Origin of the sequence: Mesorhizobium sp. B2-3-7 (assembly GCF_006442695.1) — a bacterium.
GTDB lineage: Bacteria > Pseudomonadota > Alphaproteobacteria > Rhizobiales > Rhizobiaceae > Mesorhizobium.
Map to the genome: position 1 here is coordinate 232,363 of NZ_VFVV01000005.1, position 24,540 is coordinate 256,902.

The window sequence follows — 24,540 nt, forward strand, 5'->3', positions numbered from 1 at the left end:
CAATGCATAACGGAATTTTTACATGCCGCGTACCTTGGGCATCTTGTTTTTTGCGTCGGCGGCTTGCCCTTTTCCGGTCGATTTTTCGGCGCTCCCCACCCTTTTGCGCAGTTCCTGAAAAAAAATCCTCTGCGACAGCGAGGCTTTCTTGTGCTTTGGCGCGATGATGACGAAGGGCGAGCGGATCTGCGCCTCGGGAATAAGCAGCGCCTTAAGCCGGTTGTTCTGTCTAAACGTGACGGTCATGTGATCCGGCAGATAGCCGACGAAGTGGCCGCTCAGGATATACATCGCCTGCGCCTCTATATTCGAAGCATAGGCGCCGACATGCGCGTTGGGGAAATGCTGCAATTCCGACTTGTTGGCATAAGGGCGCACCACCATCTGCGATGCTTCCACATCAGCCTTTGTCACCAGCTTGCGGGAAAACAGCGGGTGGCGCTCGCTGCAGTAGAGCGAGTTGATTTCATAATGGAACTCGGTCTGCGAATAGCCGGGCAGCAATTTGATGCGGGGGGAGATCGCGAAGTCGATTCCACCCTTGGCGGTTTCCGCGATAAGCTGTTCAGGCGAGCCGATGGTGATGCGCAGATCGACTTCGCTGGCTTTCTTGATGAACTGATGAATGACGTCATCGAGGCCCAGGGCTGAATCGGTAACGGTGGCATCGACGATTCCGACGCGTAGCACACCCGTCGCCTTGGAGCGCAGTTCGCCCAGCTGCATCTCGAACGCCGACAGCGCTGAAGTCAGCGAATGGGAATATTCATAGACCGCGGTACCCCTATCGGTCAGTTCGAAGCCGCGCCTGCCGCGTTGGCATAGCGAAAACCCCAGCCGTTCCTCCAACGCGTTGATTTGGAAACTGATCGTCGATTGGCTCATCGCCAAAGCAAGCTGTGCTCCGGTAAATCCGCCATGCTCGACCACCGAGCGGAAAACCCTGAGCGCACGAATGTCGGCAACCGACAGACGCATTCTGACACTCCTCCTTGAGCCTCTCAGACGGTGTTGGGTATCAGCCTTACATCGTCAACTTCGATGTATAGTCTATTCCTTCCATGTTTATCAAAGATTCAATCCTGCCATGCTGCCCTACCAGATGGTGCCGTGCCGTCATGCCACTGGGGAAGCAAACAATCGGGCCGGCATTGCAGCCGGCTGACGACCTGGAGGTTTAAGGCTCGTCACGCATGCGAGATTCCTGAGCGCGTACAGAAGCCTCGGACTCCAAATAATCCATAATAAACGGGAACATACGAAACTGGAGGAAGTTATGCGATCCGCTTTGAAACTGTGCACTTCGACGCTGTTGGCCGCGTCGCTCTCGCTCGCCGTGGCGAGCATTGCCACCGCCTCCGATCTTCTGGATCGGATCAAGGCAAAGGGGGAAATCACCATCGCGTCCGAGGCCCGCTACCCGCCGTTCGAATATGTCGAAAACGGCAAGATCGTAGGCTACGGAGTTGACCTCTTCGAAGAAGTCATGAAGGCGCTGCCGGACGTGAAGGTGAACCGGCTCGACCTGCCGTTCCAGGGCTTGCTGCCCGGTTTGCAGACGGAGAAGTTCGATGCCATCATAACGTCCGTCACCGTTAACAAACAGCGCTATGATACCTACAGGCTGTCTCTGCCAATCGCCGACGCGTCGTTCTCCTACGTCAAGCGCAAAGGCGACACCGCCTTGAACACGCCCGAAGACCTGAGCGGCAAAAATGTCGGCACGCAGGCCGGCTCGGCACAGCTCAAGGGCACCGAGGCCTTTTCCGAGGATTTAAAGGCAAAAGGCCTAGCGCCGATCGCCAACATCCAGACCTATGTCGACTTCAATGAAGCCTATGCCGATCTCGCTGCCGGGCGCACGGATGCCGTCGTGAATTCCCTGCCCAATCTGCTCTACCTGCAGACGCAGCGCGGCGACGTCTTCGAAACCATCCGCACAACGTTCGGGGACCCGACCTATTTCAGCTGGGCCTTCCGCAAGGACGACGACAGCAAGGCGCTTGCCGACTTCATCGATGACCAGTTCCGCAAGCTCGCCGCCGATGGAACCATGGCCAAACTTCAGGAAAAGTGGTTCGGCTTCACCATGAAACTGCCGACGGACGCTCTGCCCGAACCCAAGAGCTGACGAGTCGGCATCCAACGCCCGGATAAAGGTGAGGCTTTCCAGCCTCGCCTGCCTAACAACGCACAGGCTGCAAGCCTGGCCTCAAGTCCATAAGGTCTGACGACTTGGCAATGTTCGCCCTCATCCAGAACAACCTGCCCATCATGCTCTGGGGCGCGGGCATGACCATCCTGGTGTCGGGCGTCGCCATCATCCTCGGCATGCCGCTCGGCCTCGTCCTGTGCTTCGGCGTCACCTCGAAGAAGACGTGGCTGCGCTACTTTTCGCGCATCTATCAAAGCGTGTGGCGCGGCACGCCCATCCTCGTGCAGTTGCTGATTATCTATTATCTGCTGCCGCTCATCGGCATCAATGTAGCGCCCATCCTCGCGGCCATCCTCGCGCTGACCCTGAACACGATCGCCTTCCAGGCCGAGATATTTCGCGGCGGACTTTTGGCCATTCCACCAGGGCAACTGGAGGCGGCGCGCATGGTAGGCATACGCAAATGGGCGGGGCGCCAGCATATACTCGTGCCCCAGATATTGCGCCTCGTCATCCCGTCGCTGGTCAATGAGACCATCAGCATCCTGAAAAACTCATCGCTGGTCTCCGTTATCGCGGTGACGGAACTGATGCGGGTAAGCCAGCAGATCGTCGCGACCACCTATCGCCCGTTCGAAATCTACATCACCGCCGCCGTCATCTATATCGTCATCAATTTCCTTCTGTCGCTAATCGGCCGCATGGCCGAGCAACGGCTGGCGCGGAGGGCCTGAGCCATGGCGCAATTCTTCGACCTATGGGTGCAATACGGACCGCTGATGCTGGCCGGCCTGGCGACGACGGCCTGGATCTGCGCACTTGCCACAGCCCTCGGACTGGCGATCGGCCTGTTGCTCGCCTGCCTCGAGAGCACGCCGTTCACGCCACTGCGCTGGGCCGTTCGTGCCTATATCGAGATCATGCGCGGCCTGCCGATCCTGATCCTGCTGTTCGTGCTCTATTATGGCGGCCCGAGCATAGGCCTCCGGCTGAGTGCCGAAGCGGTGGGTGTTTTCGGCCTCGGCTTCTATGGTGCCGCCTATTTCGCCGAAATCTTCCGCTCCGGTTTCCAGTCGATCTCCAAAGGCCAGATCGAGGCGGCGCGCATGGCCGGGCTCTCAGGCACGCAGATCATCCGCCATATCAAGCTGCCGCAGATGCTGGTCATGATCACGCCACCGATGGTCAACCAGATCATCATCCTCATCAAGGAATCCGCGGTGCTGTCCATCATCACCGTTGCCGAGCTGACCAAGAACACGACGCAATTCGTCAACGAGACCTACGCGGTCATCGAACCTTATCTCGCCGCCGCCCTACTGTACTGGCTGCTGGTCGAGGCAGTCGCGCAGCTCGGCAAATATGTTGAGCGCCGGGTGCGGTTCTAGGCCGCTCAACCACCAATTTGGGAATAAACGATGGCCACTGAAACCACCGAGCCCGTCATCAAGATCCGGAATCTGACCAAGGATTTCGGCACATTCGCGGCCCTGTCCGGGATCTCGCTCGACATCAACCTCTCCGAGGTCGTCTGCATCATCGGACCCTCGGGGTCGGGCAAGAGCACGTTGCTGCGTTGCGCGAGCTTCCTCGAGGAATATACGAGCGGCGAGATCGAGATCGAGGGCCGGTTGCTCGGCTACAAGCGCGGTGCCGAAGGACTGGTACGAGAAAGCGACCAGAACATCGATTCCGTGCGCCGCAACGTCGGCATGGTGTTCCAGCACTTCAACCTATGGCCGCATATGACAGTGCTGGATAACGTGACGCTGGGATTGCGTCTTTCCAAGCGCGCTCCCGCCGCCAAGGCGAAGGAAAGCGGGCGCCGTGCGCTGGCCAAGGTCGGCCTCGCGGATTTCGCCGAGCGCTACCCCTCGCAGCTTTCCGGCGGCCAGCAGCAGCGCGTCGGCATCGCCCGGGCGGTCGCGATGGAGCCGCATGTGATCCTGTTCGACGAACCGACCTCGGCGCTCGATCCCCAGCTCGTTGGCGAGGTTCTCGACACCATGAAGCAACTGGCCGTCGAGGGCATTACCATGGTGGTGGTGACGCACGAGATGGGCTTTGCCGCCCAGGTCGCCGACCGTGTCGTCTTCATGGACCGCGGCAAGGTGATCGAACAGGGCCCGCCCGCCAAACTCTTCAACGATCCGCAAAGCCCGCGCTTGCGTGAATTCCTCGACACTTGGAGACAGCGCAACATGCTGTTCCAGAGCGAGCCCACCGCCGGCCAGTAGGGCAGCGGCACAATCGACACGACAAGACGGAGGACCGTACCATGAGCGAAGGTTTGAGCCCGGCAGGTGTTCCCCGCATGTATGGCGACGTGCCACCCTTCATGGCATTTCCCTATGTGCGCGATCTGGCAGGTCTTTCCGCCGACGCTGTGGTGGTGGGCATGCCCTATGACGGCATCGCCACCTTTCGCGGCGGCGCGACCCGCCGCGCCCCGCAGGAAATCCGCAAATACTCGCTTCTTTACGGCAGCTACAGCTTCGACTGGGACCTCGACATGCTGGCCCATATCACCGTCGCCGATGCCGGCGACATCGATGTAGTGCCGGGCGACAATGCCGCCAGCTACGCCCGCCTCGAAGCGCGGCTTGCCGCGGTGCTGGTCAACGGGGCGGTGCCGCTGACCATCGGCGGCGATCACGGCATCAGCTATCCGGCGGTACGCGCGGTCTCCGACGCCGGCGACACCCCGGTCGGGCTCATCGTCTTCGACACCCATCTCGATCTCAGCGAATCCTTCGGTGGCGACCGCCTCACCCGCGCCTCGCCCCTGCTGCGCATTGCCGAACTCGACAAGGTGGCCCCCCGCCGCATCGTTGTCATCGGCGCGCGCGGCCCCCGCAACCTGCTCGAATGGACCCCGCTCTACCGCAAGCTCGGCATCACCGTGTTTTCCATGGAGGAAGTCGAGCGCCTCGGCATCGAAACGGTTGCCGAACGCGCACGCGCCATCGCCAGCGCCGACGGCGCGCGCCTCTATATCAGCCTCGACATCGACGGCGTCGATCCAGCCTTTGCCCCTGCAACCAACAGCCCCGAACCAGGCGGCCTTACCTCGCGCGAGATCATTCGCGGCGTAAGAATAGTGGCCCGCGACGGCTTTGCTGGGTTCGACCTCGTGGAGGTATCGCCGGACTTCGATGCTTCCAGCGGCACCACCAGCGTCCTGGCCGGCCGGCTGCTGGCCGAGGCCCTGTTCTGCCTCGCGGCCAAGCGCGCCGGCAAGCAGAACGCCTGGCGCGACGCCCACAGGTCCGACTTCCAACAGAAATAGCACCACCTTCGGAGTGCGCCTCGCGGTCAAGCGACCCGATGCGCCAACAGGACACAAGACCATGAGCATTACAAATTTCCAGCCACTCGATTCCGGCAGCGTTCCGCGTTTTGCCGGCCCTTCAACCTTCATGCGCCTGCCCATGGCTACCCCCGAGCAGGTCGACATCGCGCTGATCGGCGTCCCCTTCGACGGCGGCACCACCAACCGGCCGGGCGCGCGCCATGGACCGCGCGAAATCCGCAACCAATCCAGCCTGGTGCGGCGCGTCCACCATGTCACGGGCGTCTCGCCTTTCGAACAGGTGCGTGCCGGCGACTGCGGCGACGTGATTGTAAACCCGCTCGACCTGCCCGGCTCGCTGGACACGATCAGCGCCTTCTTCGAAAACGTCCACCACTCCGGCGCCCGGTCTCTGGTCGTCGGCGGCGATCATCTGATCACGCTGCCCATCCTGCGCGGCATCGCCAAGGAACCGGCCGGCCTCATTCACTTCGATGCCCATTCCGACACCTATGACGAGTTCTTCGGCAACCGCTATAATCACGGCACCCCGTTCCGCCGCGCCGTCGAGGAAGGCCTGCTCGATCCCAAGCGCATGGTCCAGATCGGCATCCGAGGAGCGATCTCCGATGTGGAAAACTACGATTTCGCCCGCGAGGCCGGCATCCGGATCATCTTCATCGAGGAATTCATGGAGCGCGGCGTGGACACGGTGATGGCCGAGGCGCGCTCGATCGTCGGCGACGCGCCGACCTACGTCTCCTTCGACATCGACGCGCTCGATCCGTCTTTTGCCCCCGGCACCGGCACCCCTGAGATCGGCGGCATAACGACGCGCGAGGCCCAGAAGATGATCCGAGCGCTGGCCGGCGTCGACATCATCGGCGCCGATCTGGTCGAAGTCTCGCCGCCGCTCGATCCTTCGGGCGTCACCGCGCTAACCGGTGCCACCCTCCTGTTCGAGCTTCTCTGCGTCATGAACGGTGCAAATGCCGGCTAAATGAGACCCATGTGTGGAGTGCGCCCCTCGGACCGGACAGGATGAACAAGCAGAATTGACTTGGAAGCCGGGCTTTCGAAGGATGGAAGCCTATGGTGACTTATCGCACGCACAGCATCGAGTTCAAACGTCAGGTAGTGCAGGAGTTCCTGTCCGGCGAGACGCTGCATGGTCTCGCCAAGCGGCACGAACTGCCGCGTAACCTGATCCGCATCTGGGTTCAGAAATACGAGGCCGGCTCCTTCGACGAAGACGTGGCGGCGGCCGACACGATGCAGACCTATGAGGCGCGGATTGCAGCGCTGGAGCGGCTGGTAGGCCGGCAGGCCTTGGAAATTGAGTTTCTAAAGGGGGCTCTGAAAAGCGCACCACGTCCGAGAAGCGGGACTACATCCGGATCAAAATTCCTCCCGCCTCCAACGCCCCTGCTACCGATTGAGCCCCGGAGGCGGGGCAAGGAAGCCATAGTTGCGTCGGGAACAAGCGGCGACACCGATCCGCCGATCTCGAATTCCCATCCGAAGAGTTCCGCGTAAAGCGGCGCAGGTTCGCAGGATCACGCCCTATTATTTCAAAGTGGATGATTGGCCTGGCCATGATGTCCAACCTTTTAGACGGTTCGCAAAACAGTCGCAGCCCGAGCGGCAGCGGCTGCTGGCTCGGCAGGTGAAACACCTCCCAGGTCGCCCGCATCTGGCCACAATCGTTCTGTGCGACAACACCGCGGGACCGTCAGATCGGGGCGACGATGCGGAGAAGGCAACGGTTCACCGACAAAAAAGGCACGAGAGAAAAGAGCGCACCTCGGATGTTGTGCGCGAGTCGATCGAGGTCGAGCGGGCGGCACGGGATGCGAAGACAGCTCGGCTCCGAGAGCAAGGGCTGATGACTGAGATTCGCAGCTCAGCACCTAAGAAGGTGCAGCCCCGATAGCTGCTTAAGGGAGGCAGCGATGCTCGATACCCATACAGACATTGCGCGGGCGGCTATTGAAGCCACCTTCCTGCCACGTCGCGCCGCATTTCCGCGCGATATTGATCACTCCCGACGCGTGCTCGCGGCATCACGCGAGCTTCTGAAACGCCTGCGCCAAAGCCATGGCGATGACACCTCCCGAGCTTGGGAGGATGCAGACCCGGTTCCCTTCGCTATCTCAGCGTTCGATGCCGATGTTCTCCGGGCAGTGTTCAAAGATTTGGTGTTGGGAACATACGCGCCCAAATGTCGATGGCGCGATCTGGCTAAGACCCTGGTACTCGAATACGCCGGGTGCGATCAGGTCGAAGTTGGCTTGCTGGATTGGATCACCAGGAAGTAAGTACCTTGTGCCAAGTCGAGTTGAGCGCGTGTTCTAGAGATCCACCAGGCGCGCCACGAGGGGGTTGCGACGTCTCGACTTCAGGAGTTTATCTCAACTGTCCGAATGGCGATTTGACATACCCAACCCGCCGCCAGCTATGGCGGAGGTCGGGTTCGTTCTAGGTCTCAGTCGTAGACTTTGACGATCTTGCGGGTGCCCGGGTCCACCAAAACTGTGCGGTTGTCGATCACCACATACCGGTATTTGACATTGGGGACCTCATGGAGCTCGACCGTGTCCGGCAGAGCCGTGCCGACATTCAGCTCAAGTCCGAGAAGGTTCACGGAAGCCAGCGGTTGCTTCTTCACGTATTTGCGCACGACGGTGTCCTGTTCCGGTGTGATGACAACTTCCTGTGCCGCAACTGCGCCGGCGCCAGCCAAAAGCAATAGCGCCGCAGCGGTGCTGGTAAGGTGGATCCTCATGGTTTTTCTCCTGTTGTTCCGGCGACAGCACAAGTCTTCTGCGCGCCAGCCAACTGAATATGTCCGCACACCAAACGTTCCTCGATCAGGCTTCAGTCGGAATCCTGACCAGACCAAAGACCGATCACAAAACGCAATGGTCTTACCTCTTGAGACTAGGCGGAACGCCTTAGGGCTAGCGTAGTTGCTTCTCCAAATCAGGAGAAAGCAGATGGATAAAAGCATTGGCCAAGCGCGTTGGTTGCTCGCGCCAACTTTCGCGGCAGCCGTCACATTTTTGGTGATCGGCATATTCCTTGGCTGACATGTCGTGGATCGGCACAGCTTACGTCCCTTCCTGTGCTGATAGGGCCCGCAAGCCGCCTCGGTGGCTGGCGGGCCCTCTATTTTCAGTATGTTTGGTGAGCAAAAGACAATGACATCGATCCAGAGAACCAATGAGAGTGGCAACGCAAACCAACCGGCAAATGACAACGATGATCATGCGCCTGCGCTACTGGACGCTGTTTCTTTGACGAACGAGGAAAACATTGCCGACCTTGTCAGGCGAACCGAGCGCGTGGCGATTTTGGTGGTATTAGGAATGGGGGGCTGGTTGATGTTAGTCCCCGCTATCTACCTTGTACTGAGCCACCGAATATGAATGAACAATTACGTCAGCATATCCTAGGATGGCGCATCTTATTGGGCTGCAGCACCTGATCTGGAACTCGAGCGCCGCCCATTGTTGACCGGCTCGCTATCGTCCATACCCGGTAGACGTAGAGCCGGAAACTTCAGCGCACCTCTGCCGCCGTCAACGCAAGCTGCGGCCGCGATGGACTGACGCGACGTGGTCCAACCTAAAACACACCACCAATGCCTATGCCGCCACTGATGTCCGGTGGGGGAGGCGCGGGACGTCTCGGGGCGGCCTGCGAGCGTTTCGCAGTCGTCCGTACGGAGCCGTTTCGTGAAGGGGCGGCGTCCGACGCTATCTTAGCCGGCTTGGCCTTCACGATGACCGGCTGCTTGCAGATTCTGCCTGAGCGCAAAAAGAGATCGCCCAGCAGTCCGACGCTCGGCTCCGTCGTCGCCGCGACTTGCTTGGTATTCTTGTAGTAGTCGGTGAGAGCACGGATTGAACCCGTGCCCCAATCTCCATCAATCTGCATCCGGTAGCAACCCAAGCGACGAAGTTCGGTCTGAACGTTGCGCGCAAGATCGGCTGTCTTGTCTTTGTCCGCCTCGCCCATAGATGCGCCGACAATGAGCGTTTCGAGACCGGAGACGACGCTTTGGCGAGCGTCCTCAACCCTTTCGGTCGGAGACAGATTGGCGACCTGTGTGCCAACCGGCTCCGGTGAACTGGCGGACGGTGCCGGAATCTCGACCGACCGCAACGTCTGTCCGACGATTAGCACGGCGGTCTGCAGGTCATTGGAGGCAAGCTCGACTTGCAATCTCTTCTTTGCCGCGGGGTCCGCAAGGATGCGTGAAAGGCTTGCGCTCAACTGTCCCGGATCGAGTACCTGTTGCTCCGTGAAATAGAACTGCTCACGCAGGTTCGATTGATCCCACGGCACTTGACGGCCAACCGTCAACGCTTCGGTTTCGTTGCGGACGCGGATCATCATATCCGAAATGCTGAGCCCGGGGATCTCGAGATTCTTCAGCAGCGCAATAGTGAACGGGCTGTTTTCGCCGCCGCCATCGGCCGTGACATTGCCTGGCTGGGTGGCAAAGGCAACGAACGTGTTTTCACCGACTTCAACTTGCGCCAGACCATTGCCGGCACCGGCACCGAGCGGATTGTTGCGGCACGCGTCCAGGAATATGAACGTCTGGCGGTCGCGGCGCGCGAATCGCGCGATCACATCATTCAGCTTGATGGCCGTGGCGGTGAGTTTTTCCAGGCTTTCAGGATCGGGCGTATCGACCGGGAGCAGGTAGTTTTCGCCGTTCAACTGCACGCCATGACCGGCGTAGATAATCAAAACTGCGCTGACGGTAGGCAGCCTTGCATCAGCTTCTCGAAAGATTCTGGAAAAATCTTGGGTCGAAAGATCGGTGCCCGTCAGGACCTCAAAATTTAGCCGCTTCAAGCTCTCTGAGAGCTTTGCGGCATCATTTGCGGCATTGGGGAGATGCTCAAGTCGGCTGCTTTGATAGTTCGAATTCCCGATGACGATCGCTAGCCGGTTGCGTGGCTGCGGCGCCGCGGTCGGCTCGACCGCGGCGCGAGCACCAGCTGAGCCAAGAAGCAGGAAAATGAGAAACAGTGGGACACGAAACAGAAGTCCGTTGCAGTGGGTCATGTCAGCACGCTCGCTCCGGCCTGCCTCAATCTTGGTCCAGCAACTTCCCAACGCACCACGACGCAACCGCAATCAGCCTGAGCGCCTGCCCCATACCGGCGAAGGTCACCAAAATTTATACCAAGAATCCTGTCAAAGATAGGGAAAAGGGATTTGTATGCGATCAGTCATTGGACTGTGGAGGACAAGATGCCGACCAAGATCAATCTTGCGCTGCCGGTTTATGGAGCAGCCTACAAAAGCGTGTTCGTTCGCAGCTTGTTCGCGGCCTTAACTCATAAGAGCCTGTCCAACTACGCCTTCACGCTGTCGGAAATCGAGTACACGGATATTCCATTTTCGCGGAACTATCTGCTCACGAATTTCTACTACAATAAACCGGATTGCAGCCACATTCTGATGATCGACAGTGACATGGGCTTTTCACCTGATCTTATCGCGGCGATGCTGGCGCTGGACAAGCAAGTCGTCGGCACCCTGTATCCGCGGCGCCGGATCGATCTGCGCAAACTCCATTCCCTCTCGACACTGCCCTTCGACAAAGCCTTTGCGCAAAGCCTGGAGTTCATCGGAACCGTCGTCGAACCTCGGCAAGAGCAAGAAGGCTTTGTCCGGGTAACGTCATGCGGCACGGGCATCTTTCTGGTCTCCCGCGACTGCGTGACGGCCATAATCGAGAAGTTACCCGAGACGGTGGACCGGTCTCGTTACAGAAAGAGCAAGTACACCGCTCAGTTCGAGAATTTCCTGACGCCGTTTGCGAAGATTGTGACGCCGGAACTGGACCTCCCTACCGACTTCTCGTTCTGTCACCGCTGGGTTGAGCAGTGTGGTGGCGAAATATGGGCAAGCTACCATCGCAAGATTGCACATGCGGGAGATCTGACTGTTTCGGCGGCCTATTCTGATCTTTAAAGATGCCTTTGAAGTTTGGCCACTGCTTTTGACAGGCTCATTTAAGTTTACGATAGTGTCCTTGTCGCCACAGATAGCCTTATAGTCTCCTGAGAACGAACGCCAAACCATTGCCGCCCAGCAACGCGACGCGTACAGTGCCGGTTAAGCAGTCAACGATCCCATGAGATGGATCGTTGATCTATTTAATTGCCTTGATTTGTGACGGTATCGATTTCTCGTAAGGTGGGGTCGAATGAGAGTGTCGCGCGAGGCCTATCAATTGACGGGAGTCTCGTTGCTCGCCTTAGCGGCGGCGTCCACGTTCCAAGTGTCTGGCGCGGCGGCCTGCTCCGCTACTGCAAACGGCGGCGGCACTCCCTTCCAGGCAACATCGGTTACCGTGAACTGCACGACGACCGGGGATTTTCAGGACGTCGATGGCGTATTCACCACCCGATTTAGCGGGTTCGAGAACTCGTCGGAAGTCATCGTCAACGACTACGACGGCAATGGCGACGACGTCGTGAGAATTTTTGGCGGCCTCCTGACCGATAAAGCGGCGACAACACCCGGTGTAGGCGGCCTGCCTGCGGGAGGGTCGACCTCCTTGCAGCCGGCGGACGGTACAATCGAACTCCTCGGCGGCAACGACCGGTTTGAGATGTTCTATGGGGATTTCTTGGGGGTTCCGTACGCCCCAACCGTCGCGGCCAATCTCAATACCGGGGCGGGGGATGACCTGGTCGTCATCCAGAGCGGCAGTATTCAGGACATTGACCTTGGAGATGGTGCCGACAGCGTCGTGATATTCGGCGACGGTACACAGGTTGGCAATGTGACCGGCGGCAGTGGTGACGACCTGTTATCGATCGGCATCCTCACTACCGAGGAGGGAATTTTTTTCAGTGCGCCGACCGTCGGCGTTCTCTCCGGGGGCGATGGCAATGATACCATCATCATTGCGGGGGGCACAGTTGATGCCCTGGATGCCGGGGCTGGCAATGACCGGGTCAGCGTCAGCGGCAGTGCCGCGGTCGACCTCGACCTCGACGGAGCGGGCGGAAACGACACGATAATGGTCGCTGGCAACGCCACCATTGGCGGCAGCATATTCGGCAATGACGGCGACGACACCGTCAACATAAACGGCGGAACCATAGGCGCCACGACAGGCGGCAACATCACCGGCGGCCTAGGCTTCGACAGCGTCTCGGTCGTCGGCGGCGACATAAAGGGCCGCATCGACGCCGAACATGTCCATTTGTCGGGTGGCACGATCGAGGGTGACATTACCGGCCTTGGACCCAACACGCTAACCATCGATCATATCGGCGCCGTCGAGCCGCTCATCCTTAGCGACGGGGTGCTATTCAGCGGTACAGGCGCCAACGGCACAGTCGTCGACACCGACCTTGCCGCCGGCGGCAAGAGCCAGAACTTTGCCGGCTTCGACAATTTTTCGGCCGACCATTCGACCCTTCGCTTCAGCGGTGGCACGCAGGGCATAAACCAACTCAACCTCGGTAACGGTTCAACGCTGTTCATCAACGGCAACGTCACTATGCCGGGTTCGATCATCGCGACAAATTCCCTGATCAACATAATGGACGGTGTCGTCGACGACGTGTTGATGCTCGGCGGCCTCGCCCTCAACAGCGCCGCCATCGGCCTCGACATCAACCAACAGACGCTACGGTCGGATCAACTCGTTGCCAATGCGTTTTCGGCCGCCGGCACCAGCACCATTATTGTCAATCTGCTGGGCACCCCCCAATTCGCCCAAGTGACCAATATCCCGATCATCGTCTCGGCCAGCGGACCGGTTGCCGGCACCTTCCGTCTCGGAAGTATTTCCGGCACGCCCGGTTCGCTTTTCAGCTATGAGATCGTAAACGGCCCGAATGGCGGCTTGTTCCTGCGTGCCACGCCGGCCAGTTTCGGCATTGCGGCGGCGCCGACCAGCGCGACCAACGCGGGCGCGGTCGAGGTGGCACTCGACGCTCTCTACGGCATAAACCGCGACGCGATAGATGCTGACCTCCACCTTTCGCCTGCATCCGGATCTGGAATGGTACCGGTTTCTTCGAGTTTCGGGGTCTTTGCTTCCGGCCAGTTCGCTCATACCGAGCATGACGGCTATAACATCAGTGGCGGCGGCTTGAATGGCCCGGGCCCGAGCTTCGATGCCAATGATTTTTCGGCCGCCATCAGCCTGGACTTCAATGCCGCCAAGCATTTCCAGTTCGACAATGAGTATGGCCTGAACATCGGTGTATTCGCCGGCTACGCCTCGACTGACGTCAATCTCGGGGCCTTCCAGGGATTTGATGCCATAGGGGAAGGTAACAACAAGGCCGGACTGTTCGGCGGCTACGCACTGTTGCGCAAGGACTACAATTACGCGCTGGTCTCGGCCTCCGGTTTCTTCGGCCGAAGCGACGTGATGAACGGGGTGCTTGACACCACCGGCAGCTATGACACCGAGGGCTACGCGGTCACGGGATCTGTCGGCCACATCTTCGCGCTGGGCGAACGCACCCGTTTCGATCTGCGTGGCGGCCTGCTTGGTGTTTCATTCCGCGGCGATCCCTACACTGACAGCGGTGGCAATCAGTTCGGCAAGAGCCGGCTTTCATTTGGCGCCATCAAGTTCGAGCCTGGCATTTATGGCGATTACACGCTGAGCAACGGTATGGTGTTCAGCCCCTATGCGCGTGGCGAATTGCAGCAGCGTTTCGGTTACAAGAACACGACCGAGATCGGTACCAGGACGATCGCCTTCGACGATGCGGATTTTTCCGTGGCGCTATCGGCGGGGTTCAACCTGAAAGTCTCGGAGTTGACGACCGTCAACGGCGAAGTCCGTGGTAAGGCGTCGTCGGATAGCTCCACTATTGGCGCCAAGCTCGGACTTAAGATAGCTTTCTAGCGGTTCCTCGATCCGCGGATCATCCGCGCCCGCGCTGAGTTCCTGACGTGTCTGGGATGGGAATAGCAGGACCTTCAAATCCCCCCGCACTCAGGCAAGGTGCGGTATCGCGATGCCGGGATCGCGGGCTGGCCAAGCACACCAACCGGGATGCTCGCCAATTGGCAGCAAGTGCTCTATGCTCTGTGGAGACACCGCATGGTCGTGATGTCGATACGGGGTTCTGTTGTCGTAGGCAGGGGGAGCCATGTTCGAAGTTCTCGGAGTCTGGCGCAAAGCACGGTCAAGAAGCAGAGTCGCCGCGAAGACGCTTGGCTTGATCGTTTCGTTGTTCGTGTTGTTTTTGCCCGGACTGGGAACGGCGAACGCGCAGACGAACTGGGCGCTCGATCCGACCGCTTCGGTCCTCACCTATCAGTCGGTCAAGAAGAACACGATCGTCGAAACCAACAAGATCAGGAATATTTCCGGCAGCCTCACTTCGACCGGCGACGCCAAGGTCTCCTTTGACCTCAACTCAGTCGATACCGGGGTCGACCTGCGCAATGTCCGGATGCGGTTCCTCTTCTTTGAGACCTACAAGTTTCCAACCGCCGAACTGACAGCGAAAGTGGATCCGGCGGCATTTGCCGACCTCGCCACCAAGCGACGTATGAAGGCGGTTCTTCCATTCCGTCTCAACCTGCATGGGGTCGACAAGGATCTTGAGGCCAATGTCGTGGTGACCATGGTCAGCGACACCATGGTGTCGGTCGCCTCGGAGGCCCCTGTCGCGGTGCATGTGGAAGACTTCGGTCTATTGCCCAATGTCGACAAACTCCAACAGGCGGCCAGTGTGACCAACATTGTTCCTACCGCATCGGTGTCGTTCGATTTCGTGTTCACGGCCGACGGAAGCAAGCCGCCCCCCGCCCAGACCGTTGCGGCAAGCACCGAGGTCGGGCCCGTCGCCACCGATGCGACGAAGACCAACTTCAACGATGAGGAATGCCTCAACAGGTTTGCGGTGCTGTCCCGTACCGGGGCGATCTATTTTCGCCCCGCGAGCGCGCGGCTCGATGCCCAAAGCCGCCCGCTCCTCGCTGAGGTCGTCGGTGTCGTCAGCAAATGCCCAGGCCTAAAGGTCGAAGTTTCCGGACACACCGATGCCGATGGACCGGTTGCAGAGAACAAGCGCTTATCGGAGCGCAGGGCCCAGGCAGTGGCCGACGCCATTGTTGGAGCGGGCATTCCGCGCACGCAGATTACGGCGACCGGCTACGGCGAGGAACGCCCAGTCGCCGGCAACGACACGCCGAAGAACAAGGCGCTCAATCGGCGGATCGAGTTTTCCGCCACCAAGCTCGTCAACTGAGGAAGGATCTGTTGTCCCGGTGGGTTTCGATCTGATCGCCCGTCGCAGTAGCCTTCTGCGCGCAATCGGGCTCGCGGCAGTTGCGCTGCTTTTCACTTTGACGGCAGCCGATGCCGAGCGCCGTACAGCGCTGGTACTTGGCAACTCCCAATATCTGCACGCCCCGGCACTCGCCAATCCGGTGCGCGACGCCAAAGCCATCGCCGAAAGCCTGAAAGATCTTGGTTTTGAAGTCGTTTCCGGCTTCGATCTGACCAAGTTGCAGACCCAGACGACAATAGCGCAGTTCGCAAAGCAGGTGCGCGGGGCGGACATCGCGCTTTTCTTCTATGCGGGCCATGGCTTGCAGGTTTCAGGCAGCAACTATCTTCTTCCGATCGATGCCGCCCTGGAGGACGAGACTTCGCTCGACTTCGAGGCGGTGCCTGTCGATTTCGTTCTGCGACAGATGTCTCGCGAGACCAGCATAAGGCTTATTTTCCTCGACGCCTGTCGCGACAATCCTCTAGCCGAGGTGCTGGCAAAGACCGCCGGCGTCAGGGGAGCAAAAAGCGGCCTTGCGGAAATCTCGATCGAGAATGGCGGTGCCGGTACGCTTGTCGCGTTCGCCACCAGTCCAAATCAGGTCGCCTACGACGGATCCGGCAAACATTCGCCGTTCACCTCGGCGTTGCTTGCGCACATTGGCGAGACAAATGTGTCCATCACTGAGGCGATGAACCGTGTTACCGCCGATGTGTTCAAGGCAACCGCTAGCAAGCAGCGCCCCTGGAGCAACGTCTCGCTGACCACCGAGGTCGTCCTGCACAAGGTTGATCTCAACGCACCGCTGATCGTCGGTGAGGCGGGCGTTCCCGGACCGCAAGGCGACTCGGATACGCGCAATGCCACTGCTAATCCGTCGAGCTCCGCCAATGACGCCCAACTCGCACTCAATGTGCTCCGTCAGAAAATCCCAAAACTCGCCTCTGACGACCCGATCTTTTTCGACGTTCCGATCGATTTCGGCGACCCCGAAATCGATGGGAAGAGTATTGCGGAGCTCATAAAAGGCGAGCCACGCTTCAGTCCGGTGGAGGGCCTCGACAATTCGGTATGGCAGGGCAAGCACTGCGACGGCTGCCATGAGTGGAACGAGACCCGACTGTGTGATCAGGCGAAGAATTTCGCCGCCAACGATGTCTCCGTTCTGCGCTTGCAGCATCCGCTTGGGACACGCTTCAAGGTGGCGCTCGCCAAATGGGCTCAAGGGGGTTGCAAGTAGGCGGGACGGAGGGCGTCCTCCAGTTCTGTGGGTGCCGGTCGTGTGGGCGAGTGCCCCTAAGATGCATCCGTTGACTGGTGGAGGGCCTCGATCTCGGCCATCTGGATACCGATTTCGACGAACGCCGACAGCACCGAGAAACGGTCCACGAGCGCCACGCGTGCCAGACCGGCCAGAATTCCGGCATTGATTGCATAGGCAGCAGGAGAATGCTGCAAATCCAGTGCCGGCATCGCGGCCACGGCTGACCGATCTTCACGCGATCCCGCAGCTAGGATAATCCAGCCGACCGGGGTTGTTGGCGATTTTGCCGCGGCGGCTCTGACGTCTGTTCGATGGCGGGGGCTGTCGGGTTCGCTCACCCAGTCGCGGACAAGACCGAGCAACCGGTGATCGGTCTCATCGAAGAGGTCGCTCAGATGGCTTAGGCATTCGTGGGCCCACCAGACTGCGGCCCGCTCGGGAAGCAGGTAGGCGCAAAATGTAATCGCTTCCTCAGGAATGCGCCCGGCGAGGAGGTCGCGGCAAAACGCGATCGAGTGCTGTTCGGTCGGAGGAGTGCGCATGTCCCTGGTGATAGCGGGACAAGCTGCGAAAAGATCCCGTGCCGTTTTGAATCGGAGCCCATGGGCCATGAACGCCGCGCTTTCATCGAGGAACTTTGGCCACTCAAGCCTCAGGCACGGCGCGGGTCAAGTCTCAAGCCGTGCCACGGCCAAAACAGTCGCGATGATCGCACCTCCAACGTTTGGCCACAGACAATTGCGCTGGAATTTGATATGTTCGCGGTCGATCAAAATCGGATACTCAAACAGGAGGAGCGCTATGCAGTGGAGTCGTTCAGCCTTTGTGTTGGCGGTCGTGTTTTTCTCGAACCATGCTTCCGCCGATCCGGCTCGGAAATCAGAAGACATCGTGAAGTTTTTTGCCGGCGCAGCCGATCTTGGCAAATCTCGAGGAATTTGTGTCGGTTCCGAAGAGGAGTGCAACAAGAGCAACACCAATGGGCAGCAGGAAGGCAGATCCAACCTCGACATGCTGATCAATTTCGGGCTGGATTCGGCCCAACTCGACGCAACCGCGCGCGCTGAGCTCGAAGAGTTTGCCAAGGCTTTGAAAGACAACCGGCTGAGCACGTTCAACTTCGTCGTCGAAGGCTACACCGATGCGACGGGCACGCTGCGCTACAACGAAGGTCTGTCACAACGAAGAGCGAAATCGGTGGCAGCTTTCCTGACGGCCAGCGGTGTCGAGGCCGCGCGCATCAACGCCGTCGGCATGGGCGAGAAGAACCCTCGCAACGCCAACCCGTACGATCCTGCCAACCGCCGCGTGGAAATGCGGATAAAAACGCAATAACCGTCGAAACTGCGCGGCAAACCGAGGGGGAACCCTTCTGCGCAAGAAACTCATGCCAGACCTGACGCTCAGAGCGTATTTGGGATCGAGCCCATGAGAGCAGTGATGGCCTGTTTGTATTTTTCGAACTCCGGCGACGTCTGACGGATTTCGGTGGTCGTTGTCTGTGACCCGGCGTCGGTTGCCAGATGAGTCAGCTTCTGGCCCATTTTTCTTTCGGCCCAGTCCACCACGTAGCTGGCTGTCTTGCCGGTGAGGAACGGGTTGGCCTGGATGACGGCCGACCCCAGGACAGCGCTCAGCTGCGCCGAACCTGATGCCGACAGAACCTGATGCGCGCCTTCCATTCCAAGGAAATGACAGAGATAGAGCCGGCCGGCCGTGATTTGGTGGCCGCGCTGGCGCAGGTAGGCCTCGCCTTCGCGCGCCAGGTTGCGCACCATCTCTCGCGAGATCGTGGCGTCGTAGCGCAGGGCGAGTAGGTCCTCGGTCGACAGCGTGCGTGCAAGCTCCGGGCGGTAGGTATTCATCATCCTGATCCAGGTCTTGGTTATGAACTGGCCGGCGCCCGTCGCGGAAGAATTAGGATTCTTGGCGCGAGCACTACCGCCACTTTCGACGTGAACGATGCGCTCGGTGAGCGTTTCGACCGCGGAATCGTTCGATGCGACCGCGGTAACCGTGCCCAAGGGGTCGATCGCCTCGCCGTTTTGGTAAAGCTCGAAATGCAGGTGAGGGCCGGTCGATAATCCGGTGGTGCCGATATAGCCGATGACGTCGCCTGCCTTGACCTTGGTGCCGACGCCGGCTTCGATTGCAAATTTCTGCATGTGCGCATAACGCGTCTCGCGGCCGTTTTTGTGCAAGATCTTGACCAGATTGCCGTAGCTTCCCCCATCGCCCTGGAAGGTGATCTCGCCATCGAAGGCGGCTGCGATCGGCGTGCCGACGGGTGCCGCCCAATCGACGCCCTTATGGATGCGCACGGTCCCCAGAATGGGGTGCTTTCGTGGTCCGAAGGTGGAGGTCATGACGCCATTCACCGGCGTGACCATGCCGTTGGTGACTGTCAGCGAGCGTACCTGATCGTCACCTGTAACACACGCAAACTGGCCGTCGCTTTGCTGGAAGACAAAACAGTCGAGGCTTTTCTCGCTCCCCTGCACGCCCACATACAGAACCCGTCCCGCGCCCTCGTCCTTGCCCCTGGGCGTCTGTGAATAGATCATCACCAGACGCTGGTCCTCGCTTGCAAAGGCGTCCAGATCCTGTCCTCTCGAAAGATACATGATCGCCTCGCCGATCACGCCGGTTGGAACATTGTTGCGGGCTGCCGTCGAATAGATGGCGTCGAGCAGACGATACTGTCGTTTATGCGTACCTTCTTCCTGTGCGCCCGAATAGTTGAACAGATCTTCGCGAACCCAGGGATCAACACCCGACACGAAGGCGCCCGCGCCGTTGCGCGTCAGCGTGCCGACGAACAGGTTCTTGGCGTAGATCGAAACCTGCATCAGGGACATTGCGCTCGTGTCGCGCGTCGGCCTGAACCCTCGCATCGCAACGACGTGACCCGCTGCCAGGCCGTCCCGGTGGAAAAGCGCGCTCAGGGCCTCGCCTGCCAGCTTGGCATCCTGCGCGGAGAAGTGCGCATCCAACGCTACGCTGTCCAGACTGCGATCATTGAGAACCTTTACGAACGTGTCTTCGGTCGCCGCGAATCGCTGGTACTCATTGGTGACGGCTACGACGCTCGTGTTGTTCTCGATCTCGGTCTTCTGGAATGCCGGCAGGGCTGCATCGCCTGCATCGATCGTCTCACCCCATCCGGCTTCGGGATCGTCGCTGTCGGCTTTCTGACCGGAAGCCGCTTCAAGTTCCCTGGCGGGAGGCGAGGGTTGAAGATCGTTCTCCAGATCGCCCGATGGCGCGGCAGCGGTTTTTCGTTGCGCTTGGAAGAATGCGAAATCCTCCTGCGTCGACGGTATCGTCGTCATGAATTTTTCGCTGGCGCTCAGCATGACGTCTGACAGGACTTCGAGCTGGGGAGAAACGTCGGCCTGATCGAGTTCTGCCGGACGCGGGACCACTCGGCCTTTGGTTGCGGCGCCGGCATCTGGCGCAAGGGTGATCCACATCGGGTCCCCCGCCAGATCGATCAGCGCTGGCACGTAGACGGATGCGTCGGCCGGCACATCGTCCGCCCCCTCGACCGCATGCAACTCCTCGTCTTCGTCGCCGAATGACCAATAGTCCGCGGTCAGGTAAAAACCGGCGGCCACGCAAAGCAGCACAGCCGAGGTCAAACCCACCATCAATCTACGCCATAGCGTGCGCCTGCGAAGGGCGGCGCGCGCCTGCTTCTTCTGTCTGAAGCTCGTGTCGATATGGTGTGTCACGGATTGCTTGCGGTCAGGAAGAAGGTCCACCGCACCTGTTCGAGGGTGTCGACTTCCAGAAACCGGGCGGTGATGTGGCCGCGCTGCCAGCATTCGTCACTGCCGCGGATCGAGAAACGTCGCCGTTCGATGCACATTTCGGTCAATCCGGCGAGGATGGCATGACCAAACACGTCAGTTGCATAGATGTAGACGTAGCGGTTGGTCAGTTCCTCCCGGATAACGTTCACGCATTGGTTTGCGCCGATGGTCCACCATCCATCGGTCTGGTCCGCATTGTCGACCTTCTGGCCGACGGCGAGATTGACGACATCGAGTGTCTGATTGCAGACCGTGAACTCGGCTCGCGCTTGGCTGGACAACAGCAGGGCGAGGGGAGCGCCCAAAATGATCGCGAGTTTCATGCGCGCCCTCGGGGCAGATAGGGCTGGAACCGGACCTGCTGCTTTTCGGGCAGGGCAGACCAAGTGGTCAAACACCAGCGGCGGCGTTCCATGCTAGGCCCACGCTATCCGCCGAGCCGGAAATACTTGGCAGTGGCTGAGAACCGAGATCCGTCGGTCTCGACTTCCTCGATGATTTTGGGCAACAGCGCCGAAGCTGGCGTGGGATCGGAGAAGGCAGCCGACTGAATGTCGCGAGGGCCCGTGATCACCAGTATTATCTGCGGCACGGACTTTCCAGCAGCCTTATCGGCCGCGCCGAGACCAATCGGGATCCTGAAGGTCGCCTTGTCCGACCCCGTGACGATGCGGTCGTCGAGATTGAACACCATGCCTTTGTGGTCGATCAGCAGAACGCTGGAGATGAGCCCTCTGCGCGTTACCAATGTACCGCTAATCGGCGTACCGTTCGGCACAGATGTTCGGTCGAGAACAAGCTGCGGCTGGTCGGCCGCGGTCTGTCCCAGAAAGCGCAGAAAATTGGTTACCTCGCATTGGCTTGGCTCAATGAGGCGGACGCTGATGTCTGGCTCGACATGGAATTTTGCCTGGAAATCGCCGAGCATGCGTTCGAATGGCTGGACGGCCGTGCCAAATCCTTCGATTGCGGCGGCCTTGTCGGTAGCAGACGTGACGGCGGCATAGAAACAGTCGCCGCCGCCGAAGGCGCGAACCCAGGCGACGCGTTGACCGATATCGTCGACCGCCGGGGGGATCGCTGGTTTGGGCACGTTCAACGCTACAACGCGTTGGTTCGGCTGCTTGCCTGTCGGCAACGCAGAAATCTGGCTGTTGGCGTTGGCATCCACCGCTGGACCTGCATTCGATTTCAGTTCCGGGATTGGGGCCGCCGGCGGGCTGGCCCGTGGTTCGGGCTTTTTGGTCTCGACAACCTCCGTCTCAGCCGGCGGCGGAGTTTGGACCGTTTCGGCTTCTGGCGGGGTTGGAGCGGTCGTAGCGGGCGAAGTCGGCTTTTGCCTATCGCCGGCCGTCGTGTCGGGCTGGATTGCCGGCGATGCCCTTTCGGGCGGCGGCGCGTTCGTCGCGATTGGCTTCGGCGGCGCCTCGGTTCGTAGAGGTATGTCGACGGGCTTGGCCGACGGCAGTCTTTGAGCTGCCACAGCATGTGGCTTATCCTCGGCGGGCGGTGTGCCGGCCTGCGTTTCCGGCTGCGCCGGCGGAACAACCTTTGGCGGCTCGGGCGCGTTCGCTACATCCTGCGTAGCGGCGGGCTGTGACGTTTGGGGCGTGGGCTTTGCTGGCTCTGCCGCGGAAAGCGACGTCTTGCCGACAGTCGGCGTCGCGGGCGTCATGACGCCGCCCAGATAAAGGCCGCCTCCAGAGGCCACGGCTAGCGCCGCCAAGGCACAGAGCGCGATCGTTCGGGTCCTTGTGGATTTGCCAGGCACCTCGGCCATGGCCGTACGTGCAGCGCCGAGGGGGGCCGGGCGCGGCGGTCCAGACAAATGCGCGGGCCGCACATGCTGGACGAAGCGCGGCCTACCTGAACCCGTCGCGTCTGCGTCGTCGTGCCGCTCGACCTCATTCTTGCTGGCTGGAGCAGCGGCTTGCCCTATCGGCGGCAAACCCGGCCGAGCGCGGGGCGCCAGGGAAGTCGGCGGGATTGTCTCCTCGTTGTCGTCACGTGTCATCCTGGCGATTTCGGCCATGCTGACGGGCCGGTCTCGCGGATCCGGTTGAAGCATGGCTTCGACAATGCCGCGAAAATCGTCATCGATATCGGAGAGATTAGGCACGGTCCGGCGCTTTTCGATGACTTCGAACTGCGAGCCGCTCATATCGACCGGCTTGCCGCGCAAGGCGGCAACCAATACCAGCCCAAGGCTGTAGATGTCGGACTGCTCTCTGACGTCGCCGCTGTAGAGCCCGAGTTGTTCGGGCGAAACATAGTTGTACTTTCCCGCGAACCTTCCGCCTATCAGGGTCTCTCCGCCCACCGTCGCCGAGCGTGCGATGCCGAAATCGATGATCTTCGCACGGTCAACCCGGTCCCCCGGCAGAATAATGTTATCCGGTGAGAGGTCGCGGTGTATTGCTCCGGCCTGGTGCACGGCGCTTAGACCGGAGGCGAGGCGATGGCACAGCTTTCGTACCTCTCCCGTCGGCATCGCCCCACGTCGCATGATGTCGAACAACGACGCTCCATCGACGAATTCCATGGCGAGGTAGGGACGACCGATCCCCGGATCGATCGTGAAGACGTGATAACGCACCACCGCGTCATGCGACAGGTGGTTCAGGATAGTTGCCTCTTTGCGAAACAGGGACAAGATCGTTTGGTCGCGCGCGAATTCCGGCAAAACGATCTTGATCGCGACATGGTCGCCGGTCTGGATGTTGTGGCCCCGGTAGACTTCGCCCATGCCCCCGAATGCGATCCGCTCGTCAAGTTCGTAGATACCGCTCAGTTGCGTGCCCACGGCAGTGTTGGCCGCGCCTGGCGATATCCGCGTCTTGTCGTCGGCGCTCATCAGCCCCGCCCCCGCGCTTTGTACAGAGCTGGACGGGGCGACTGGCTATCGTATCCGCCCGCGACCCTGACAAGCACGATGGTCACATTGTCTGTTCCGCCACGCGCCAGAACCGTTTCCAGCAGGTTTTCACACGCCGACTGAGGTGTCGCGGACACTGTCGCAGCCTTGATCTCGGCATCGGTGACATGCGCCGTCAGGCCATCGGTGCTCAGCACAAAGATGTCCCCCGGCAGGATTTCACCTTGCTGGAAATCGATGACAATCTCGTCGCTGACGCCGACTGCCTGCGTAATGACATTGCGGCGCGGCCAGGTGAGCGCTTCGGCTTCGGTGAGCATGCCTTTATCGATGAGTTCCTGAACCTCAGTATGGTCCTTCGATATTTGCGAGATCGAGGCCTCGCGGATCAGATACACGCGGCTGTCACCAGCCCAGAGGCAGGCGAACCGCCCGTCTATGGCAAGCAGGGCGGCAAAAGTTGAGCCGATTGTTATCCCGCGAGACTGGGATATGCGGCGGATCTCGGCATTAGCCCTGCTCAGCCTGTCTTCGAAGCGCGCCCGAAGATCCGGTGCGGAGCTGGCAATCCCGATCGTTGCCAGATGATTGACGATACTGGCTGAAGCGACTTCTCCGGCGTCGTGACCACCCATCCCGTCGGCGACCAACCACAGGCCAGCCTGGGGCTCGACCAGGTAGTTGTCTTCATTGAGCTCCCGCACACAGCCTCTGTGGCTCACGCCGAAGCTTTCAATGGGAAGGGCGACATTGTTCAATTTGCCACCAAACGCTTCACCCAGCGTCCTCCGCGGCGCACCTTCGGGCGCGTCCGTGCCACTTTGCCACAGGCTCAAACATTAGAGTATCGAAA

At 60.0% G+C, this 24,540-nt stretch carries 21 protein-coding genes; 13 read left to right on the forward strand and 8 right to left on the reverse strand.

Annotated elements, in window-relative coordinates; all coding sequences use genetic code 11:
* Positions 1–18: 18 nt before the first annotated feature.
* Entirely contained in the window at positions 19–978 is a 960-nt protein-coding gene (locus tag FJ940_RS12440) for a LysR family transcriptional regulator (RefSeq protein WP_140649846.1), read from the reverse strand.
* A 298-nt stretch (positions 979–1,276) separates the two neighbouring features.
* Between FJ940_RS12440 and FJ940_RS12445 the strand changes: the two genes are divergently transcribed.
* From FJ940_RS12445 to FJ940_RS12480, 8 genes are all read left to right on the forward strand, one after another.
* The gene (locus tag FJ940_RS12445) at positions 1,277–2,131 is read left to right on the forward strand and encodes a transporter substrate-binding domain-containing protein (RefSeq protein ID WP_140656710.1); all 855 of its coding nucleotides are present in this window, start codon (positions 1,277–1,279) and stop codon (positions 2,129–2,131) included.
* Between the two features lie 110 nt (positions 2,132–2,241).
* Complete coding sequence (locus FJ940_RS12450) at positions 2,242–2,889, forward strand: amino acid ABC transporter permease (RefSeq protein WP_140557324.1); 648 nt, start codon at positions 2,242–2,244, stop codon at positions 2,887–2,889.
* Positions 2,890–2,892: 3 nt separating this feature from the next.
* Positions 2,893–3,543, forward strand: a complete 651-nt coding sequence (locus FJ940_RS12455; RefSeq protein ID WP_140498320.1) for an amino acid ABC transporter permease — start codon at positions 2,893–2,895, stop codon at positions 3,541–3,543.
* 30 nt (positions 3,544–3,573) lie between these two features.
* A complete protein-coding gene (locus FJ940_RS12460) occupies positions 3,574–4,392 on the forward strand; it encodes an amino acid ABC transporter ATP-binding protein (RefSeq protein WP_140498319.1) in 819 nt (272 codons plus the stop codon).
* A 41-nt stretch (positions 4,393–4,433) separates the two neighbouring features.
* Complete coding sequence (locus FJ940_RS12465; protein ID WP_140560434.1) at positions 4,434–5,444, forward strand: agmatinase family protein; 1,011 nt, start codon at positions 4,434–4,436, stop codon at positions 5,442–5,444.
* A gap of 61 nt (positions 5,445–5,505) precedes the next feature.
* On the forward strand, positions 5,506–6,447 hold the full coding sequence (gene speB, locus FJ940_RS12470; protein ID WP_140656711.1) for an agmatinase: 942 nt from the start codon (positions 5,506–5,508) through the stop codon (positions 6,445–6,447).
* A 92-nt stretch (positions 6,448–6,539) separates the two neighbouring features.
* The gene (locus FJ940_RS12475; protein ID WP_246671014.1) at positions 6,540–6,983 is read left to right on the forward strand and encodes a transposase; all 444 of its coding nucleotides are present in this window, start codon (positions 6,540–6,542) and stop codon (positions 6,981–6,983) included.
* A gap of 416 nt (positions 6,984–7,399) precedes the next feature.
* Positions 7,400–7,765: a hypothetical protein gene (locus tag FJ940_RS12480; protein WP_140656712.1), complete on the forward strand. Its 366-nt coding sequence runs from the start codon at positions 7,400–7,402 to the stop codon at positions 7,763–7,765.
* Between the two features lie 167 nt (positions 7,766–7,932).
* On the opposite strand, the gene FJ940_RS12485 is transcribed toward FJ940_RS12480, so the two are convergent.
* Positions 7,933–8,232, reverse strand: a complete 300-nt coding sequence (locus FJ940_RS12485; RefSeq protein ID WP_140656713.1) for a DUF1236 domain-containing protein — start codon at positions 8,230–8,232, stop codon at positions 7,933–7,935.
* An 842-nt stretch (positions 8,233–9,074) separates the two neighbouring features.
* Positions 9,075–10,529: a caspase family protein gene (locus tag FJ940_RS12495; protein WP_140498313.1), complete on the reverse strand. Its 1,455-nt coding sequence runs from the start codon at positions 10,527–10,529 to the stop codon at positions 9,075–9,077.
* 189 nt (positions 10,530–10,718) lie between these two features.
* Here FJ940_RS12495 and FJ940_RS12500 point away from each other — a divergent pair, with 189 nt between their 5' ends.
* The 4 genes from FJ940_RS12500 (at position 10,719) to FJ940_RS12515 (ending at position 16,973) form a co-directional block, all read left to right on the forward strand.
* Positions 10,719–11,444: a hypothetical protein gene (locus FJ940_RS12500; protein ID WP_140498312.1), complete on the forward strand. Its 726-nt coding sequence runs from the start codon at positions 10,719–10,721 to the stop codon at positions 11,442–11,444.
* A gap of 235 nt (positions 11,445–11,679) precedes the next feature.
* On the forward strand, positions 11,680–14,355 hold the full coding sequence (locus FJ940_RS12505) for an autotransporter outer membrane beta-barrel domain-containing protein (RefSeq protein ID WP_140656714.1): 2,676 nt from the start codon (positions 11,680–11,682) through the stop codon (positions 14,353–14,355).
* Positions 14,356–14,602: 247 nt separating this feature from the next.
* Positions 14,603–15,709: an OmpA family protein gene (locus FJ940_RS12510; RefSeq protein ID WP_140566538.1), complete on the forward strand. Its 1,107-nt coding sequence runs from the start codon at positions 14,603–14,605 to the stop codon at positions 15,707–15,709.
* A gap of 19 nt (positions 15,710–15,728) precedes the next feature.
* Positions 15,729–16,973 carry a caspase domain-containing protein gene (locus tag FJ940_RS12515; protein ID WP_140515089.1) on the forward strand — a complete coding sequence of 415 codons (1,245 nt, stop codon included), beginning with the start codon at positions 15,729–15,731 and terminating at the stop codon, positions 16,971–16,973.
* 56 nt (positions 16,974–17,029) lie between these two features.
* Here the strand turns inward: FJ940_RS12515 and FJ940_RS12520 are convergent, their stop codons facing one another.
* Positions 17,030–17,539 carry a hypothetical protein gene (locus tag FJ940_RS12520; protein ID WP_224519101.1) on the reverse strand — a complete coding sequence of 170 codons (510 nt, stop codon included), beginning with the start codon at positions 17,537–17,539 and terminating at the stop codon, positions 17,030–17,032.
* A 259-nt stretch (positions 17,540–17,798) separates the two neighbouring features.
* On the opposite strand from FJ940_RS12520, the gene FJ940_RS12525 reads away from it, so the two are divergent.
* Positions 17,799–18,332 carry an OmpA family protein gene (locus FJ940_RS12525; protein WP_140498307.1) on the forward strand — a complete coding sequence of 178 codons (534 nt, stop codon included), beginning with the start codon at positions 17,799–17,801 and terminating at the stop codon, positions 18,330–18,332.
* A 68-nt stretch (positions 18,333–18,400) separates the two neighbouring features.
* On the opposite strand, the gene FJ940_RS12530 is transcribed toward FJ940_RS12525, so the two are convergent.
* From FJ940_RS12530 to FJ940_RS12545, 4 genes are all read right to left on the reverse strand, one after another.
* Positions 18,401–20,731, reverse strand: coding sequence for a M23 family metallopeptidase (locus FJ940_RS12530; RefSeq protein WP_140656716.1), 2,331 nt, complete (start codon positions 20,729–20,731; stop codon positions 18,401–18,403).
* Positions 20,728–21,135, reverse strand: a complete 408-nt coding sequence (locus FJ940_RS12535) for a DUF1036 domain-containing protein (protein ID WP_181165311.1) — start codon at positions 21,133–21,135, stop codon at positions 20,728–20,730. Before FJ940_RS12535 ends, FJ940_RS12530 begins: the two co-directional genes overlap by 4 nt.
* Before the next feature lie 104 nt (positions 21,136–21,239).
* Positions 21,240–23,666 (reverse strand): serine/threonine-protein kinase, encoded by a 2,427-nt coding sequence (locus tag FJ940_RS12540; RefSeq protein ID WP_140656717.1) that lies wholly within the window; start codon positions 23,664–23,666, stop codon positions 21,240–21,242.
* Positions 23,666–24,445 carry a protein phosphatase 2C domain-containing protein gene (locus FJ940_RS12545; RefSeq protein ID WP_140581123.1) on the reverse strand — a complete coding sequence of 260 codons (780 nt, stop codon included), beginning with the start codon at positions 24,443–24,445 and terminating at the stop codon, positions 23,666–23,668. The genes FJ940_RS12540 and FJ940_RS12545 overlap by 1 nt, the downstream gene beginning before the upstream one ends.
* Positions 24,446–24,540 lie beyond the last annotated feature (95 nt).

Excerpts from the sequence above, each read along its gene's own strand:
- FJ940_RS12465 (WP_140560434.1), top strand. The coding sequence starts at position 4,434 with ATGAGCGAAGGTTTGAGCCCGGCAGGTGTTCCCCGCATGTATGGCGAC.
- FJ940_RS12520 (WP_224519101.1), bottom strand. The coding sequence starts at position 17,539 with ATGCGCACTCCTCCGACCGAACAGCACTCGATCGCGTTTTGCCGCGAC.
- FJ940_RS12495 (WP_140498313.1), bottom strand. The coding sequence starts at position 10,529 with ATGACCCACTGCAACGGACTTCTGTTTCGTGTCCCACTGTTTCTCATT.
- FJ940_RS12455 (WP_140498320.1), top strand. The coding sequence starts at position 2,893 with ATGGCGCAATTCTTCGACCTATGGGTGCAATACGGACCGCTGATGCTG.
- FJ940_RS12525 (WP_140498307.1), top strand. The coding sequence starts at position 17,799 with ATGCAGTGGAGTCGTTCAGCCTTTGTGTTGGCGGTCGTGTTTTTCTCG.
- FJ940_RS12540 (WP_140656717.1), bottom strand. The coding sequence starts at position 23,666 with ATGAGCGCCGACGACAAGACGCGGATATCGCCAGGCGCGGCCAACACT.
- speB (WP_140656711.1), top strand. The coding sequence starts at position 5,506 with ATGAGCATTACAAATTTCCAGCCACTCGATTCCGGCAGCGTTCCGCGT.
- FJ940_RS12475 (WP_246671014.1), top strand. The coding sequence starts at position 6,540 with ATGGTGACTTATCGCACGCACAGCATCGAGTTCAAACGTCAGGTAGTG.
- FJ940_RS12445 (WP_140656710.1), top strand. The coding sequence starts at position 1,277 with ATGCGATCCGCTTTGAAACTGTGCACTTCGACGCTGTTGGCCGCGTCG.
- FJ940_RS12460 (WP_140498319.1), top strand. The coding sequence starts at position 3,574 with ATGGCCACTGAAACCACCGAGCCCGTCATCAAGATCCGGAATCTGACC.
- FJ940_RS12505 (WP_140656714.1), top strand. The coding sequence starts at position 11,680 with ATGAGAGTGTCGCGCGAGGCCTATCAATTGACGGGAGTCTCGTTGCTC.
- FJ940_RS12480 (WP_140656712.1), top strand. The coding sequence starts at position 7,400 with ATGCTCGATACCCATACAGACATTGCGCGGGCGGCTATTGAAGCCACC.
- FJ940_RS12500 (WP_140498312.1), top strand. The coding sequence starts at position 10,719 with ATGCCGACCAAGATCAATCTTGCGCTGCCGGTTTATGGAGCAGCCTAC.
- FJ940_RS12485 (WP_140656713.1), bottom strand. The coding sequence starts at position 8,232 with ATGAGGATCCACCTTACCAGCACCGCTGCGGCGCTATTGCTTTTGGCT.
- FJ940_RS12510 (WP_140566538.1), top strand. The coding sequence starts at position 14,603 with ATGTTCGAAGTTCTCGGAGTCTGGCGCAAAGCACGGTCAAGAAGCAGA.
- FJ940_RS12440 (WP_140649846.1), bottom strand. The coding sequence starts at position 978 with ATGCGTCTGTCGGTTGCCGACATTCGTGCGCTCAGGGTTTTCCGCTCG.
- FJ940_RS12535 (WP_181165311.1), bottom strand. The coding sequence starts at position 21,135 with ATGAAACTCGCGATCATTTTGGGCGCTCCCCTCGCCCTGCTGTTGTCC.
- FJ940_RS12450 (WP_140557324.1), top strand. The coding sequence starts at position 2,242 with ATGTTCGCCCTCATCCAGAACAACCTGCCCATCATGCTCTGGGGCGCG.